This is a genomic window from Bulleidia sp. zg-1006 (assembly GCF_016812035.1).
Classification (GTDB): Bacteria; Bacillota_I; Bacilli_A; order Erysipelotrichales; family Erysipelotrichaceae; genus Bulleidia.
Genome location: NZ_CP069178.1, coordinates 627,112 through 644,148, shown reverse-complemented (window position 1 = coordinate 644,148; position 17,037 = coordinate 627,112). Strand labels below are relative to the sequence as shown.

General features: G+C 35.1%; 17 protein-coding genes, 1 tRNA gene and 1 other annotated feature. Of the genes, 1 reads left to right on the top strand and 17 read right to left on the bottom strand.

Features of this window, described 5'->3' with window-relative positions; translation table 11 throughout:
* Window positions 1-33: 33 nt before the first annotated feature.
* The 17 genes from JOS54_RS03225 to JOS54_RS03145 form a co-directional block, all read right to left on the bottom strand.
* Entirely contained in the window at window positions 34-2,286 is a 2,253-nt protein-coding gene (locus tag JOS54_RS03225) for a C69 family dipeptidase (protein ID WP_203245634.1), read from the bottom strand.
* Window positions 2,287-2,437: 151 nt separating this feature from the next.
* On the bottom strand, window positions 2,438-3,709 hold the full coding sequence (locus JOS54_RS03220; protein WP_203245633.1) for a peptidoglycan bridge formation glycyltransferase FemA/FemB family protein: 1,272 nt from the start codon (window positions 3,707-3,709) through the stop codon (window positions 2,438-2,440).
* Window positions 3,706-4,938: a peptidoglycan bridge formation glycyltransferase FemA/FemB family protein gene (locus tag JOS54_RS03215; RefSeq protein WP_203245632.1), complete on the bottom strand. Its 1,233-nt coding sequence runs from the start codon at window positions 4,936-4,938 to the stop codon at window positions 3,706-3,708. Before JOS54_RS03215 ends, JOS54_RS03220 begins: the two co-directional genes overlap by 4 nt.
* 87 nt (window positions 4,939-5,025) lie before the next feature.
* Window positions 5,026-5,099 (bottom strand) — tRNA-Glu (locus JOS54_RS03210).
* A gap of 25 nt (window positions 5,100-5,124) precedes the next feature.
* Window positions 5,125-5,475 (bottom strand): 50S ribosomal protein L20, encoded by a 351-nt coding sequence (gene rplT, locus JOS54_RS03205; RefSeq protein ID WP_203245631.1) that lies wholly within the window; start codon window positions 5,473-5,475, stop codon window positions 5,125-5,127.
* 15 nt (window positions 5,476-5,490) lie between these two features.
* A complete protein-coding gene (rpmI, locus tag JOS54_RS03200) occupies window positions 5,491-5,712 on the bottom strand; it encodes a 50S ribosomal protein L35 (protein ID WP_203245630.1) in 222 nt (73 codons plus the stop codon).
* A 12-nt stretch (window positions 5,713-5,724) separates the two neighbouring features.
* Window positions 5,725-6,279, bottom strand: coding sequence for a translation initiation factor IF-3 (gene infC / locus JOS54_RS03195; protein ID WP_203245629.1), 555 nt, complete (start codon window positions 6,277-6,279; stop codon window positions 5,725-5,727).
* Between the two features lie 13 nt (window positions 6,280-6,292).
* Window positions 6,293-6,419 (bottom strand) — a sequence feature (ribosomal protein L20 leader region).
* Between the two features lie 43 nt (window positions 6,420-6,462).
* Entirely contained in the window at window positions 6,463-6,786 is a 324-nt protein-coding gene (locus JOS54_RS03190; protein ID WP_203245628.1) for an Asp23/Gls24 family envelope stress response protein, read from the bottom strand.
* A gap of 39 nt (window positions 6,787-6,825) precedes the next feature.
* Window positions 6,826-8,163, bottom strand: coding sequence for a hypothetical protein (locus JOS54_RS03185; protein WP_203245627.1), 1,338 nt, complete (start codon window positions 8,161-8,163; stop codon window positions 6,826-6,828).
* A gap of 8 nt (window positions 8,164-8,171) precedes the next feature.
* Window positions 8,172-9,485, bottom strand: a complete 1,314-nt coding sequence (locus JOS54_RS03180; RefSeq protein WP_203245626.1) for a hypothetical protein — start codon at window positions 9,483-9,485, stop codon at window positions 8,172-8,174.
* Complete coding sequence (gene ribF / locus JOS54_RS03175) at window positions 9,476-10,393, bottom strand: riboflavin biosynthesis protein RibF (protein ID WP_203245625.1); 918 nt, start codon at window positions 10,391-10,393, stop codon at window positions 9,476-9,478. Before ribF ends, JOS54_RS03180 begins: the two co-directional genes overlap by 10 nt.
* Complete coding sequence (gene truB, locus JOS54_RS03170; RefSeq protein ID WP_203245624.1) at window positions 10,393-11,235, bottom strand: tRNA pseudouridine(55) synthase TruB; 843 nt, start codon at window positions 11,233-11,235, stop codon at window positions 10,393-10,395. Before truB ends, ribF begins: the two co-directional genes overlap by 1 nt.
* A 16-nt stretch (window positions 11,236-11,251) precedes the next feature.
* Window positions 11,252-11,494: a hypothetical protein gene (locus JOS54_RS03165; RefSeq protein WP_203245623.1), complete on the bottom strand. Its 243-nt coding sequence runs from the start codon at window positions 11,492-11,494 to the stop codon at window positions 11,252-11,254.
* The gene (locus JOS54_RS03160) at window positions 11,452-14,031 is read right to left on the bottom strand and encodes an FtsK/SpoIIIE domain-containing protein (RefSeq protein ID WP_203245622.1); all 2,580 of its coding nucleotides are present in this window, start codon (window positions 14,029-14,031) and stop codon (window positions 11,452-11,454) included. The genes JOS54_RS03165 and JOS54_RS03160 overlap by 43 nt, the downstream gene beginning before the upstream one ends.
* Window positions 14,032-14,069: 38 nt before the next feature.
* On the bottom strand, window positions 14,070-16,043 hold the full coding sequence (locus JOS54_RS03155) for a hypothetical protein (RefSeq protein WP_203245621.1): 1,974 nt from the start codon (window positions 16,041-16,043) through the stop codon (window positions 14,070-14,072).
* Complete coding sequence (locus tag JOS54_RS03150; protein WP_203245620.1) at window positions 16,027-16,323, bottom strand: WXG100 family type VII secretion target; 297 nt, start codon at window positions 16,321-16,323, stop codon at window positions 16,027-16,029. Before JOS54_RS03150 ends, JOS54_RS03155 begins: the two co-directional genes overlap by 17 nt.
* A 9-nt stretch (window positions 16,324-16,332) precedes the next feature.
* Window positions 16,333-16,626 (bottom strand): WXG100 family type VII secretion target, encoded by a 294-nt coding sequence (locus tag JOS54_RS03145; RefSeq protein WP_203245619.1) that lies wholly within the window; start codon window positions 16,624-16,626, stop codon window positions 16,333-16,335.
* A 188-nt stretch (window positions 16,627-16,814) separates the two neighbouring features.
* Between JOS54_RS03145 and JOS54_RS07990 the strand changes: the two genes are divergently transcribed.
* Complete coding sequence (locus tag JOS54_RS07990) at window positions 16,815-17,003, top strand: IS3 family transposase (protein WP_203245618.1); 189 nt, start codon at window positions 16,815-16,817, stop codon at window positions 17,001-17,003.
* The last annotated feature ends 34 nt before the right edge of the window (window positions 17,004-17,037 follow it).

Below are 17,037 nucleotides of genomic sequence, written 5' to 3'. Positions count from 1 at the left end.
AAAACCCCAATCTAAGATTGAGATTTCCACTTCTTAGTGAGAAGTACTATAACGTTCTTTTAGTGCGTAAGCTAATAAAGTCATGGCAGCTAAACCAACAACACCAAATTCAAATACTTTACTCTTATCCGCTGTTTCAGCTGATTGAGAAGCCTTCTTCTTATCACTTGGTTTAGGTGTTACCTGCGTTGTTTTCTTAACGAAATAATATGGTGAGAAATCATTGTGTTCAAATACAATTTCTTTTCCCTTCGTTGAATGGATGGTCTTCACTTCTTCAAGACTATTGTCTTGTTTACGGTGAAGAATATACACATCTTTCGCATTAAATTTTTCAAGTTTCAAATGAGCCTTTCTCATCTTACCATCTTTCGCTACTTTACCATCTGCACTAACGAAAGAAATATCATAAGCTTCATATTCTTCAGACTTATGGTTTTCTAACTTCGAATCAATCTTCCTAACAACCACCTCATACTTAGGTTCTTCCGGTTTTGGATTTTCTTTTTTATGAACCTTAATCGTTGCCTTAGAAGTCTTTGTTGTATAAGTCAAGCTATGGTTAATGACCTTTACAACTTGTTTGCTAGTGCCGTCATTGATTTCATATTCTTTGCCATCTTGGAATTGTCTTGAAGTTGCTTTTACTTCAACCGGCTTCTTTAAATCCTTAACTGGATTTCCATAATAATCTGTTAATGTTACTACATCACCCTTCTTATTAAGATGACCATCCACACGAACCTTCGCTGTACCGGCTGGAGCTTTTACTTGAACCACAGCACCTGTACGCTTATTGTAAGTTGTACTAGTGGTTTCTTTTGTGCTTAAGTATTTTTCATATTCAGCTTTAATCTCAGCATGAATTCTTTGTACAGCAACTAAGCCGTCTTTAGCATCACTTATATTTTCCTTCGTTGCCTGTTCAGCTGATTTAGGGGTTAAATCTGTCAATTCTAATAAGAATTGTTCAACAGCTTTAATTTCCGCATCAGCAATCTTAGAGAAATGGCTTAAGTCTGTTTCAGCCATATGCATAGCATCCGTTGCTAACCAATAAATAGAATTTTCATTGAATTCATTGTATTCAGCACTAGCTTGGGCAAGACCCTCTGTTTGATTTGGATGATAAGGAATATATGGAGAAAAACGAGGGCTACCTAAAGCTAACCACATGACCGAACGAAGAACATCATTCTTATTGTGATCCACTTGGAAAATATGACTTTCCATCGTGTTACGGTTACCAATTGGATAGTAAGCACCCTTTTGATCATTCGCTACTTTACCAATGTTTTCCAAACGATTTCTCGTTAAAGCCATAACATCCCTTAAATCAATGGACTTCTTATCAGCTGATTGTAAGAAATCATAAACCTTATCATTTTCTTTTACCATTGATTTAGGATTTAATGCTTTGATACCGGAGTAAACACGATAACGATTTCCATTAGAATATTCGCTTGGTCCATAAGACTTGGCCGCATCAATGATATTCTTTTCTTTATCACCAACGAATGTACCGGCCTTTTCAGCTGTACTAAACAAACCTTTTGAATAAATATAGTTACCCGTCTTATCGGTAATATAATTTTCTTTTTCTTCCCCCTTTTCAAGCTTAACTTTATTAATCCAGAAAGTATTAGGGAATACCGAATACTTATCACGAGGATACTTCATAGCCAAAAATTGATGACCGGAATAAACTTCCATGTACCAAAGTTCATCTTTGTCCGCAATAACAAAGGCATTGCCTTCAGCGGCACCATATTTGGCAACAATGTCAGCCATACGTTGAATACCATCTTTAGCACTATCCGCTTCCGCTAAAGTAACAGTCGTAATCAAAGCTTCAGTAATACCATTATCGACATAATTATCAACACTTAAAATCTTATCATTGGCACTTGCTGATACTGTCATATCAGCAATAACCCCTTTTTCGTTATAACCTGCTTCATCGAATTCACCATATTCAGGTGTGGTATCACTTACAGATGTATACTGATACGAATCATGCGAGAATGTATGCTTGTAACCAGCTTGACAATCGGTGCCACAATCAATCTTAGTGCTACCTTTCTTGTAAGTGCCAGCTTTATGTACCTTATAGGCTTTATTATGATCCACCTCTAAGTCTTCTGTACGACCAAAGATTGTCGTACCATCTTTTGTTAAGTCGCCGCCAACAATCACACCTGTACATGCGTTAGCAGTTAAAGCCGAAGGGAATGCTAACAAAATGGCGAGCGCAAAAGATCCCAATTTAAGAAATTTCTTTTTCATAATTTCCTCCCATGTATCAACTATATAGAATTAATGCCATAATCGCTATCCAAAAAAAAGAAAAATAATTGTATTTTAGCATTAAAAATGATAATTTATTCACTCATTACGAAAATTGTGAAAACTTTTCAATGAAAAAGATAGATACCGTCTACTTTTTATAACGCATGATAAAACGGGCATATCGTCGACGAAGCCCTCTTAAAACTCGATCATAAGCCTGCCAAAAACGATATTTTTTTGTCTGGAAAACGCAATCAAATTCCCCCACAAACTCTAAGAAATCTCCACCAAAACTCTTCTTGAAATTTTGTTGACCATACATAGGATCATTTGGATCGCTGGTGCCTACAACCCCTTCAAAATCATAGCTTTTCGCTCCTTGATCATAGGCATCCTTCATGGCTGCCATATGCAAGGCAAAAGCCGCTCGAAAGTTCATCAGTGTTTTATTGGTGTACATGTACACATTCCATACTTTTTCAGCTTGTTGGATAATAAATTTAGCCCCTAAATAAACATCTTGATTGATATCTAATCCCGCTTCAACAATCTCTTGGATTTCATTTTCCAGGGCTTGAATGTGTTTGTTTTCGATTTCCACTTTATGCAAATCTTTAATTTCTAATATATGCTGGCGCGCTTCTTGTAACTGAGTCTCCAAAGAGAGTTTTGCTTGATGATAATTGGTTTTCACCACATAAAAACGAGCATACTCTTCATAAATATCCCAAAAACGTTCAAAATAAACTTCTTTTTTCGGTAAAAAGCCAAGCTTTTTCGCTAATTCTTGTTGGGCTTGTACCAAAATCCACAAGTCTTGTTTACTTCCTTTTCTTACTTCCACCAATCGTTCAGCATTTTTAGCTGTATAATTGGCTTGACGCTTGATGCTTTTTAAACAAGCTTTCCACTCCATATCCAAATCTTTGACATAGGTAAAACGAGACATCCAGTTTCCAGCATAGCCATAGTTATACCCCAAATGATGAAAGCCTTGCTCAATTAAAAATTGAGTGAACCATTCTTGATTAAAGCCCCCTTCTTTTAGGCGACCATCTTTTTCATGTTCCAAACGACAAACGTTGGGATCGATACGCAAGAAGCAAGAACCTTTTTTCTTAGCAAACTCTTTTAAATGTTCCAATAAAAAATAAAGTACATCCTTCTTTTCTAAATCCACATTAAAACCATATTGGCAATAAGAATATTGAATTGGTAAAGCTTTATATTTCTTATGCACCATCACCGCTGTCGCTAGTATATTTCCCTGATTGTCGCTCACCGCCAGTAAATCTCCATCTGTATACCCATTAAGCTTCGCTAAATCTATGAAATTTGATGTTTTCGAATAATGATTCAAGTTAGAATGAATCGCAAATTCATCAAATATTTTTCTATCCAAGGATTCTAAAAACTTCATTTGACTTGCCCTCTTCTTTTCGCTACCCATTGTCTTAATTTTGGATAAAGATGATCAAAAGCATAGTAAAGAACTGGGTTTAAAACCAAATTAAACTCCCCAATCAATTCTTCCACTTCCATGCCCCAATTGGATTTAAATATAGTTAAGCCATCGTCTAAACTTCCCTCAATACCACCAAAGGAGCAATACGGAATCTTTAAAACCAGACAATGCTGTAAAGCGGCGTTATATAAGGCATAGGAAGCGTAATACTTTAGATAATCCGGATGATTACCCATGTAAAACAATTCCATCACACCTTGATTATAAGCTCCTAATAAACCACAGATGACTACTTCATCTTTTCCTTCTTGCTGAAATCTTTCTCGTAAAGAAGAAATCGTTCTTTGTGTCTTATCCAATTCCGTTTGCAAGTTGTTTTTTTGCTTAAGACTTAGACCTTTTTCTGCCAGCTTATTTTTCAAATCGTTTTCTTTCTGTTCTAAACGAGTAATCTGGCGAGGGAAATGAATCGTCGCAATCATGCTGATAGAACGATACCCATATACCTCCAGCATATGCCTAAAATACTCTTCATTTCGTAAGGCAATTTGTTTGCGTTTTTCCGTGTAATGCATACTTTGAGCTAATTCTTGGCTGAATTGAAGACCTTCATGAATTTCAACCCCTTTTTCTTGAGCTTGGCGGATGCATTTTCTTGTTTTGTAATTGAGTTTTTCGAAATAATTTTCACTCATGTGCTTGCAAGCATTAAACCGAGGTTGCGTGGTTTCTTCCATAAGAGTAGTATAGCCTTTATGTTGAATGCCTAACTTCTTTAGTAGAGCAATATAGTCTTCCAGTTGTCTTTCCGGTTTTTGTTCTCTTTGTTCATAAGGATAAGACCTTGAAATCAAATATGGATCAAAACGGATAGCGATGGCTTTTTTAGTTTTCGCAAATTTCTTTAATTCTTGAAAATAGAAAGTCACTTGTTTTTCATTATGAACATCCAGAATAGGACCTCTAGGTAAATAAAATAATTGATAAGATCCAAATAAATGACGCATCAAAACTAAGCCCGTTCCAACTAATTTACCATCTTCATAAATCCCTGTAAAAAAAGGAATCCAGTTATTTTTAACATCCGCCCAACTACTTTCCTGAAATAAATTATTTTGTGAAGAACGATGCACAAAGTCATCAAACTCTTGTTTATTAATATCACTACAAAACTGATAAGACATGAACCTCTCCTTTTATAATCCTCTTTTATTATAATCTCTCAAGCTCTATATGTCATATAGAAAAAGACTCCCTGTGGAGCCTTGCAGTAGTGAGTACGGGATTCGAACCCGCACATCCCGCCTTGAGAGGGCGGTGTGTTAAACCATTTCACCAACTCACCATGGAAAAGAAGGAATTTCCTTCTCTTATAAAGCCTTCTTAGCCGCTTCAACTAACTTAGTAAAACCAGCTTCATCATGAATGGCAATTTCTGATAACATCTTTCTGTTAATCGAAATATTGGCAAGCTTTAAGCCGTGCATAAACTTAGAATATGATAAATCAAATGGACGAACAGCCGCATTGATACGAGCAATCCATAATTTACGCATTTCACGTTTAATTTGTTTACGATGGTTATAAGCATAGCGCAATGAACGCATGACTTGTTCATTAGCTGTTCTATAAAGCGCATGTTTACTACCAAAGTAACCTTTGGCTAACTTTAAGACTTTCTTTCTTCTATTTCTTGTTGGTGTTGATCCTTTTACTCTCATCGTTTAGCCCCCCTATTAACCTTGTAATAATTGCGATACGCGCTTAACATCTGATGCTGAAACAGTGGTATCCTTCGATAAATGTTTCTTTTGTTTATGCGTCTTATTAGCCGCAAAGTGACTAACGTAATTGTGTTGAACAGAAATCTTACCAGAACCAGTTACTTTCGAACGCTTAGCGAAAGTCTTTTTGGTTTTCATTTTGATTTTCTTTGGTTTTCTTGCTTTTGCTTTCATATTCTTTCTCCTTTACTTGCCCTTTTTATTTTTAGGCGAATACACAACGGATAATGTATTACCCTCTAATTTAGCTGGTTTTGATACATCCGCAATGTCAGAAATTTGCTGTGTAAATCGTTCAATAACTTCCCGACCAATTTCTTGGCGTGTAATCATACGACCACGAAAACGCATATCAATACGCACCTTCAGTCCATCCTCCAACCATTCACGAGATTTCTTTAATTTCGTTTCAAAGTCGTGTTGATCAATAACCGGTGATAGGCGCAAAGGCTTCACCTCCGTAACTGATTGATTTCGTTTGGCCTCACGCTTCTTCTTTAAATCTTCAAAATGGTAACGACCATAATCTAAGATTCGGGCAACAGGTGGATTCGCATTAGCCGATACTAGCAACAAGTCCAAATCTTGATCATACGCCACTTGCAAAGCGTCCCTTCTTGATAGAACTCCCATTTGTTCTCCATGCTGTCCAATGACCAAAAGTTCTTTATCTTTGATATCTTCATTTACAATATCATTGACTTCCGGTCTTCTATTTTTGTTATTCTTGATTTTTCCCAAGCAAACCTCCTATTCGATAATTAAAAAGCAGGTATTGAAGAAGTACCTGCTCTCATTTCAATAATCCAGTTATCTCATGACGGCATACCTACCCAAGTCCTAAGGACATCAGGTGAGAAGCGGTGCTCCTTCTTTCCGTTTCAATTACCTAATCATTTAACTAAATTTATAGCGTTTTGTCAACTAATTTTCAAAATTAACCACTGTAATCATAATCTCTTTTGGTTTCAAACCCGTCATAAATTGAATATTTTCATAAGCTTTGTTTTGAACCAGCTCACAAGTCGCATTCACATTGGCACCAAACTTTAAGTTCATTTCAATAAAGACAGATAAAGCACCCTTTTCCACCTTAATCGTAATTGGTCTTTTCAAACGTGTACTAGGAATTACAACCGCATTTTCCACTTCTTGAATGGATAATTCCACAATGGACGCAATCACCGACTTATTGATTGCAATACGACCTAACTCATTATTCTTTTCTACCACAATATATTCAGCCATCTCAATTACCTCTTTAACTCTCTCTTATTCTATCATTTTTTAAATCTGCTGTGCAATTTCTTTCCTTAATTGCCTATCAAACCACAATAAGTCCCTCTTTTCTTGTATCATCATTTCTAATATATCTTGAAAAATACGACTAATTTTTAATAAATTTTCTTCGTAGTAACAACGAATATCGTCAATTTCACACATAGCTTTCCCTAAAGAATGACGGATGCTTTGATTGATTTCTTCCGCTGTTTCACCATAAACACTAATCAGTTTTTCTTTTAACCATTGATCCTGCAATAATAAACGTTCAATCATCCGAATAGTTTCCACAAAGCAAGCAGTACTCTCCTCTTTTTGAATCGCAAATACCATTCGAAAGAATACATGCCAACGAAAATTCACATTCATTTCCTTAAATAAATACGGCACCATTTCTACCAAGAAACCATCTTCTAAATTCTTTGGTTCTTTCAATAAGAAAGCCTTCTTAAAATCAATATCACTCTGTTTCAATTCATCCAATCGTTCTAAATAATCCAACATTAAGAATTCCTTCTGTTCACGTTGAATAAATTCCTGAATGAAAATCATTTGTGCAATCGTACTTGATGGCTTTTGAAAATCAGTACTAAAACCAAGCCCTTTTTCCATATTCTTTTTCACCAATTCATTTAATGACTTTGCCAAGAACAGTTTAAAATGAAGCTCATCCAGACCAAGTGAAGATACTTTCCCATGGAAAATCTCTGAATAAATCAATTCCAACTGATGATCCATGACCTCCAGATTATCTCTTATTGCCGCTAACATATTGCGATTAAATTGATCATGAACAATATAATCTGAATTCTTATAAATGACTTCATGCTCAATATCCGACCAAAACTGATGCACCATCGCTTTAATCTGAATTTCAAAACGAACCATCTCATCTTGGAGACGATAGTATCCATCAATCCGATAAATCGGACAACCATTCTTTTGCGATTGTGGTTGCGCTGTATCCAAATTTAAATAAATATTTCCACAATCTTTGGCTTGATAAAGACCATTATCACAAGGCAAAAATAAATGGAATAAATTCTCGAAAACCGAAACTTCATGACGAATAAAGCGAACCTGAATGGTTAAGCCAACCAAATCCGATACCTGTGATAAAGCCTCTTGACTATTTTCAAACTTTGAAAAGAATTCTTGACGAATCAATTTTTCTTTTAAACTCTCTTCTGACTTTAAGCGAGATGGGTAAGAAACTACCCCGTCACCTAAATCCACTTGTTCAAAGAAATCTTCCAAATGTTCTTTTATTTCAACATAAAGATTTCTTTTTTGTTTGTACAGAGCTAACACATCATCCACATACTGAAATAAAGCTAAATCCATTTTTCCTCCTAACGAGTTCGCCATGCTTTTGGATAAAGATTTTTTAACTGTTGCCCATCACTGCGACAACCACCAACAACTAAGCCCCTATAACATACTCCATAATAGCCCTTTGGCTTTAAAATAGCCAATGTGTCCCCATGAATATAATGCTGATATTGTTCCTCATTGATATCTATTTTTCTTTCTTTCTTTAAAGATGATGCCATAAAGAAATGATGATCAAAGATAAGTCGTTTATTTCTTATTTCTCCCACACAAATCATTTGACGAACAATTCTTAAGGATTGGCTATCTAAAAATAGCTCATTACCGGCATATAACTTCCCTTGAAATTCATGGAAATATCGATATGGTTGATGGAGAAGCTTGTTTACTTCTTCTTGATAAAAATGTTCGTTCTTGGTTGGAATGGTTTTCCAAATCCTTCTTGTTTCCATTCCTTTTTTATGTAATAAAGCCATAAAATGACCAGAACCTCCATCCATTGGAAATATCCTTCTGGTTTGTGGAAATGGTGAAAAACCAGGGCGACCAAAATTCACTTCAATAGGAATCAATTCCATATCCTCATGTTTCTTTAAAAAAGCTGCGATTTGATCCTCATTTTCTTCTTTCGCAAAAGTACAGGTGCTATACAATAAATTCCCACCTTTTCTTAAACAGATATAAGCGTTCTCCAGGATTTCTGCTTGTCGTTTTGCACAAAGAGAAATATTATCCAAAGACCATTCTTGCACACTACTTTCTTGTTTTAAGAATAAACCTTCACCCGAACAAGGCGCATCCACTAATATTTTATCAAAGCCGGAAGGAAATTCTTGCGCTAACAGCTTGGTATCACAATTTAAAACAATCGCATTTTGAAGTCCATGGCGAATGATATTTTCCAATAAAATCATAGCTCGTTTTGAAACATACTCATTACTCACTAATAATCCTTCTTGTTTTAAATATTCACCAATTTGTGTTGACTTTGAACCTGGGGCGGCACACATATCCAACACATACTCCCCTTTTTGAATATTCAATAAAGCAACCACCGATGAAGCCGAGGCTTCTTGCATATAAAAACCGCCATTTCGATAGCTTGCGATTTGAATAGGTTGAATACCCTCCTTCAAATACGCTCCATTTAAACAAAAAGGACTTCTCTTCAAAAGCCAATCTCGTACATCCGAAGGAAAATCATCCACCTTTAAAGAATTAAAACGAGCATGGCGATGATAAGGTTTCTGATATGCCTCTTTAAAAGCATCATATTCCTTACCCAGCATAGCTTGCATCCGTTTTAAGAATTCCTGTGGTAAATCTAGCCCCATTTTCTTATCACCTCAATTTGATCTTTCATTAATTGGTCCATCAGTTCTTCTGGTGAAGAAAAGTATTTTTCATCGCGTATAAAGCCAAGCCAATATACCCGTAGTTTTTGCCCATATAAATCCTCATCAAAGTCTAAAATATGAACCTCAAGAGATAAACGATTTTGGTATTGAATACTAGGATTATGACCTAAGTTCATCATACAGAGTTTCTTTTCACCATGAATAAAAACATAGCCTCCATACACCCCTTTTTTTGCTAGAATCAGTTCATCAGAATAAGCAATATTAGCAGTTGGGAAGTTTAATTGATGTCCCTTACGCAAACCATGAATTACTTTTCCTTGGCAACTATAGTCTCTTCCTAATAAACGATTGGCTTCTTCCATCTGACCATTCATAATAGCTTGACTAATACGGGTAGAACTAATTTTCCCTTTTTCATCCTCTATCTTGTCAATTTGAAAGATTGGATAAGAACAATGTTTCTGTAAAAAGGAATAATCTCCTTTACCTTGTTTTCCAAAATGAAAATCAAAGCCACATACCAAGCCTTTTAAATGGAGTTTCCCGAGAACTTGTTCAATAAATACCTCTGGTTCTAAAGATGCCATTTCTTTTGTGAAATCTAATAAAATAAATCTTTCAATTCCTAATTCTTCTACTAAGGACATGCGGTCTTCCATCGTTGTAATATGCTTTATTTCTTTAATGTCTTTAATGACTAGCCAAGGATCCGGTTCAAAAGAAATCATCGTTGGAATCGCTTTTTCTTTTTTGGCAAGTTCTATGGTTTTTTGAATTAAGGCTTGATGACCAACATGAATGCCATCAAAGTAGCCAATACAAGCGACCAATTTTTCTTCTATGTTTGTTTCTTTTGCAAGTGTTAAAAAATCTTTCTTCATTAAAACAAGCCTCTTAAACAATGATACCTACCCGATGCTTCTTTTTCATAGGCGGCTAATACTTCCTTCTGATAACACAATAAGACAATTTCTTCCTCACGATCCAATTCTATTTTCTTACCTTGTAAAATAGGCACCGGATTCTCCACCTCAATAAAAGGATAGGCTGGATTAGCACAATCAAATAAAGAAATAGCCTTAGCATTTTCATCAAAATCCTCTAAAGGAATACTTTGGTCAAGGGATAAATGTTCAATGCCAATTCTTTGTAAAGAAGTCATAATCGCTAACTCACCTAACTTTTTCGCAAAGTCCACAATCAAAGTACGAATGTAAGTACCCGAAGATACAAGCGCATCCATTTCATACATATCATCCTTTAAATAACGAACAGAAAGCTGATTGATTTCTACTTTCACCGCTTCTCGTTCAATATCTTTTCCCACACGAGCGTATTCATAAAATTTTTTACCATGCAACTTTTTGGCTGAATACATCGGTGGTGTTTGAAAATAAGTTCCTTGCATACGAGTCGCTATTTCTTGTAGCTCAATATCACTGTATTTCTTCGCTTTTCTTTCTTCCATAATCGTTCCAAAAGCATCCTCTGTATCACTAGCTTTTCCTAATTCAAATTGAGCAATGTAGTGCTTATGATTTTTCACACAATAAGGAATACACTTTGTACACTTACCCGTTAAAACAATTAAAAGGCCACTGGCTTCTGGATCCAGTGTACCTGTATGACCAATTTTTTTCATCTGCAAAACCTTACGCATCTTCGTTATTACATCAAAGGAAGTCATGCCTTTCGGTTTGTTGATTAAATAGATGGCATCCATGAGGACATTATAGCATTTATTCAATTGACTGAAAGACTTCTAAATAAGGAAGCCGATTTCCCTTACAAAGTGTTTCTATCTTTTCATCTTCATCAATCCATTCCCCTTCTAACAAATCATAAAATAAATGATAGCTAGGGAACACTTCCTTTAAAGAACAATGACTTTGAACTTCAAACCAATGGTCTTCTAGTTTGATTTTTAAAATAATTCTTCTTAAAACAATAGGATTTTCTGAATTTTTTCTTGATATAGACATAGCGCCTCTGCTTTTCTTAAAGAATGAATGCGTTTCATTTGTTGGAAGTATTGACTTATTCGATCAAGAGTTAATGGTCCTTTATACAAAATAAAATGATTGTCTAATTCCGTTTGACTCATTTTTTCATGAATAGAACGAGCTTGAAATTTTCCTTTTCCAATTCGCTTTTCTAAGGTGAATATATCCTCTTGATTCGCATATAAAAATAGAATTGGTTTCTTTATTTCTTCTAATAAAATAGGTGTATAACGAGCCTGCTCATAATCATCTATGATTCCTAACATGGAAGAAGTTAGTAAATTAGAACTTGGTGGTTTTAACCAAATAGAGCGAAGATGATTTTCTTCTTTTTTCTTTTCAATTTCTTCTAATAAATATTCGCGCAAGCGCAATTGATTTTTACTCTTTGTTGGAATGGCTTGTAGCTGAAGGTCCAATTCCACTTTCTTTTCTTCTGGAGTAATAAAATCTTCTAAATAAGGACAATGACCTTGCTGATATTCTTCATCATAGTGAGCAATAAAATCTCCCGCTAGTTTTAGATCCTTTCTTCGATCTTCATGCAAAGTATCTAAACAATCTTGTTTATCGGTTACCTTCATACATATTCTCAAGCGCACATTTGCCCATATTTGTTCAGAAATAATACCGCTGGCCTTTTGGGTAATTAAAATAAAATGGATACCTAGGCTTCTACCAATTCTTGCTAATGTAATAAAAGGATTTAATTTATCCGGAAAGCGTTGTTTAAATTGAGCAAATTCATCAAAAACTAAGATGATTTCCGGCAAACATTCCCAATCTTCTTTTTGTAACGTTTGGTATTGACTTAAACTAGTGATTGGCTTTTGTAAGGAAACGCTCGCTTTTTGAAAAAGAGTCTCTCGATACCGACATTCTTGTTCTAAACCATATAAAGCTCTATCGAATTCATCTATATCTAAGTCACTAATGCTGGCATTAATATAGGGAATAGGCTTGCCCTTGTTCATAAGCGATTGCTTTAAACTTTCTCCTTTAAAATCAAACAAGAGGATTTGAAGCTGTTCTGGCGTGTTTTGACAAGCCATCTTTAATAACCAATACAAGACAAACTCACTTTTCCCGCTGCCCGTTGTACCTGTAATGATGGCATGAGGTCCCATCCCTGTTTCACTTAAGTCTAGGCAAACATTCTCACCCATGTCACAAGACAAGCCTTGTTTGGATAGACTTTGTTTTAAATCATGAACTTGGTAATCATTGGCTCTATATTCCTGTTTATTTTCTTCTATGAGATAATAGCTTCTTTTCTTAATTTCATCTTCAATCTGTATTTCTTGTTGGTTATACAGCAATCTTTTTTCATAAGGATAATGGAGCGATTGTGTGCTCAAAACAAAGTAAGTAGCTTGTTTGAAAGTGGTTAAAGGAATCATTGAAAAAAGAATGGATCCTGACTCTATTTCAAAATCATCATTTGTATAAAAATGTCGTTTCCCATGGTGGTAAAAAAGTGGAAGTTGCTGTAATTCTAAATGTTTCTCAAACCAATCCTTTGAAGCAATTAAATAAGCCGGTATATCCTTAGCTAGATATAAAGCATCCCATTTTTTTATCCATTGGATAAACATTTCTTCACTAGCCGAAAATAACACTTTCTGATTTGTGAAGTTTTCTATTTTTAAAGTTTCAATTTCCTTTTGAAAAGGACAATCCATGTTTTCATGATTGCTGCCTAATCCTATCCAAAGAGATGGTGGATGTCTTAAACAAATAGAAGAAGTAAAGAAAGATTGGCTAATTCTTTCTTTATAAGTCTGAAATTGTTTAAAAAAAGATAGCCAACTTTCCTGAACACTTTTTTGATAGTCTAACATTTGCGTTTCTTTATTCTTCTTTTCTTGCTTATTTTCAGCGTAGCGATTCAATGGTTGCCATAAAATAATACTCACAAACATCATGACAGGCATTAAAAACACAAATAAAATTTCTTCTTGTGATTTTCCCTGTTCATACAAACGAAATGATTGTACGGACGCATTCATTAAAGTCGCAAAAGTCATCGTTAAACTAGGTCCCATTTGAAGTAATAAAGACCTCTTTGGGTAAGCAACAATGGCTGGCATAGGAATATGCTTTGGTTGTTCCAACTTCTCTAACTTAGGAAAATAAACTTCTCTTCTTATTCTTGTTTCCAGTTGAACCTTCTTTTCCGAAAGACTGGTATTCACCAACCAACCAAACGCATGCCATTCAAGATGATAGTGGTAATAATCCAAGCAATCCCCTTTTTTCCATATCTTATCCAATGACTCAATACTTCCATCAGCTTTTAATTCTAGGCTTGGAATACCTTTGGGAAGATCCTTTTCTAGTTTTAAGTCACAGGGCAGAATATAGCTATACGTTGATTCTTGTTCAATCCAAAGACTATATCGCTTATGACGGTATCTGAAATGAATCCATTGTTTTAACGGTAAAGCTTGTTTATCTAAATAAAAACCATCCTGATACACAATCTTTAGTTTATCCACGAAACATTCATTTAACACTATCCTTCTAACTCTTTTTTGATAACAAAGTAGTATTCTCATGAAACAACCATAATCGAAATATAGACGGTATGCTCTTGGTCTTTGGTTTGTATACGAATAGAGCTGGCCCCTTCTTGTAAGCCTTTAAAAAGCAAAAAATTATTTTCAATAATTTCAGGATGAACCACTTTTACCTCAACGTCTTTTAAAGAATAGCCACTCGGTAAATCAAGAAGTTCAACGGATACTACTTGTCCTTTTTTAACGGTATAGCTTAAACTTTCCAAGGCGAATCCATCTCGATAATGAATCGCTTCTCTATCTCTTGGTGGATTTAAGCGACAAGCCTCCAGACCATTCCCCTTTGCTTTAAAAATGGTGGCTTGTTTCTCATTTAGTAAAGGGAAATTCGCTTTCATACCCAATCGATTTAAAAAACTATTTTCTTGATTAAAGAAAACCTCCAGCAGCCAATTCGCTGAATAATCTTTACAATAACGAATGCCTTCTTTTTGTTGAATTTGCTCGTCAAAAGGTCCTTCTAGCTCTTGCCCCTTGCGATAGCTATCGTAAAAAACAATTTTATCCTTCAAACGTCCTTGAATACCTGCTTTTAAACCTACATTTGCTAAGTCATAATGGGCTAAACGCAAAGCCAAGCTCACATTCGCAAGCACAGAAGCAGACGCATTGGATTGCAGATAATTTTGTTGACTGGAATTTGAAATCCAACGGATATGAGAATTACGAATTTGAAACCCCAAGAGGTTCATTTGTTGTAAAGAGAAGTGAAGATAACCCTGCATATCCAATTCTGCCACGAGAGATAAATGCACATTCAAACTAGGAAATTGAGGAATGGGGACTTGAATAGAACATAAAGGAATTCTGGCTTTCACAAAGTGCTCTTTTGGAATGAGATAGGATTGAATATCCCTTAAATTTAGATTGGGATTGAGCTGATAGCTTTTTTTATTTTCCTTTTCAATACCGGCTTTTTGATTGGATTGAAAGCGAAAACGAACATAAGCATCCGGTATCCTTAAGCCTCGAGAATGCCAATCGTATTTTAACGATAAACCACTAACATCCATTTGTACAAAAGCCTTTGCTTTTTTAGGAAGTTGTTTTTCAGCTCGTACATAAACACCTGATGAATCTAACCTTAGTTCCCCTTGATAACCAAAGATTTGAATGGGCTTAACATAAGAAGAGGACTTCAGTGCCATTGGCTGAAGTACCTCTGAAATCGGTTGAACACTTGCTTTTGACCAATCCACCTTCATTTCGCCTGAAAGGTCTATCTTTTCCGTGAATTCTAAAGGATTGATACTTTCTAAAAAGGCTTTTTTATCCGCTATTCTTTTAATACGATAATAGTTTTCTTTGTGTTTTAAAATCGTCCCTTTTTTGATAGAAGATTTTTGTCCTAGGTGGAATGACTTTTCTTTTTCATTGAATTGGGAGGAATTGATTTCTTGTACATCCATACCTTCTTTCCACTCCACTTTTCCTTGATTTGACTTCACTTCTTTATCATCCAAATAACGAACGACTTTCTTCAAAATTTCAATCGCTTTCTTTTTTTCTAAGACTTCTTGAGGATGAAATAGTTGATGCTTATCTACGTCCACAATCCCTAAAGAAACTGCTTTTTCAATGTGCTTTGGAAACTGAGATTTATCCTTATCTTTAATGCTTGGACTGGATAGCTCTTTCTTAGGTTCCCACAAGTTTACAAGGGTATACGCTAGCCATTCTTTCGTTAAGGATTTTTCTAAATCAAAATGGATTCCTTCTTCCACAATCTTCCAATCTACCGCAGTTTGAACTATCTCAAACTGCGGATGATTTTTTTGGATGTGAAGAAAATATGGTTTTTTTGTTTTAGTTGCTTCAATATGGGCTTCTTGTTGTAAGGCTTTTAACCAATTTCCTAATGAAATCGTATCTTTCGTTTCTTTTTTACAAGCAAATAGAGAAAGAGATAACAAGGCACATAAGACAATCTTTTTACACTTGCATACCATTCGCATTTCCTTTTAGACTAGCATCTAAACTCTCATAAGAACTCGTCGTCATTTCTAAGAATTGAATATAGGATTGAATTGTATCCCGCATTTCTAAAAAACGTTTTGAAAATAGTCGAAAGCGATTTTGAAATTCATCCGAAGCTTCGGATTCAAAACTATGCTGGACTAGAATCATTTTCTGTTTGATGGCTTCTAGGGTATCCATCATTTGTTGAGATTGTTGTTTGAGATGATCACAAGATTCACGAACATTCGCAATTGATATTTGTATAGCCATAAAACCCTCCTATCCTTTTAATCCTTGGACTTGTGATACTAAATCCTCTTGGACTTGACGATAGCTATGCGTGCTTTGTTTTAAAAATTGAATGTAGTCATTGAGGATAAGACCAATCTGTTGGATATCTTTGTGGTATTCCAATAAACGATTGGTAAAAGCCTCATTGTCTTTTCCTTGCCAAATATCCTTTAGATTTAATACCGTGTTCATCAATTGACCACTTTGATTTTGGTATTGTTCTAAAGCTTGTTGCAACTGATTGGCTTGCAATTCTAATTCTTCCGGTTCAACTTTAATCATAAAAACTCCTTTCTCTTTCTTATTCCCAAAAGAATCGAAACTCCATAAAAAAGAGGAATTTATTGTACACTCTGTTTAGATAAGTAATTTTATTTATATCAAGGTAAATGACTTTTTCCATTACCTTTGTGTTGTGATGGATTTATTCTCAAGGAAAATCATAGACTTGAGTATTTCTAAGCGCCATAATGGTAGCATTCTTTGGAAGATTGAAAAATGAGATGTATTATGGCTATGAGAAAGACTATTCTTCCTTCTCAGAATTCTCAAAGGCTATTGATGAATATATAGATTATTATAATAACAAAAGAATTCAGGTAAAAACAAAATGGATGCCAGCTGTACAATACAGGACAGCATCCATGTGTTCCGCCTAGTTTATAAATATGTGTCCGGGATTCCGGGTACATA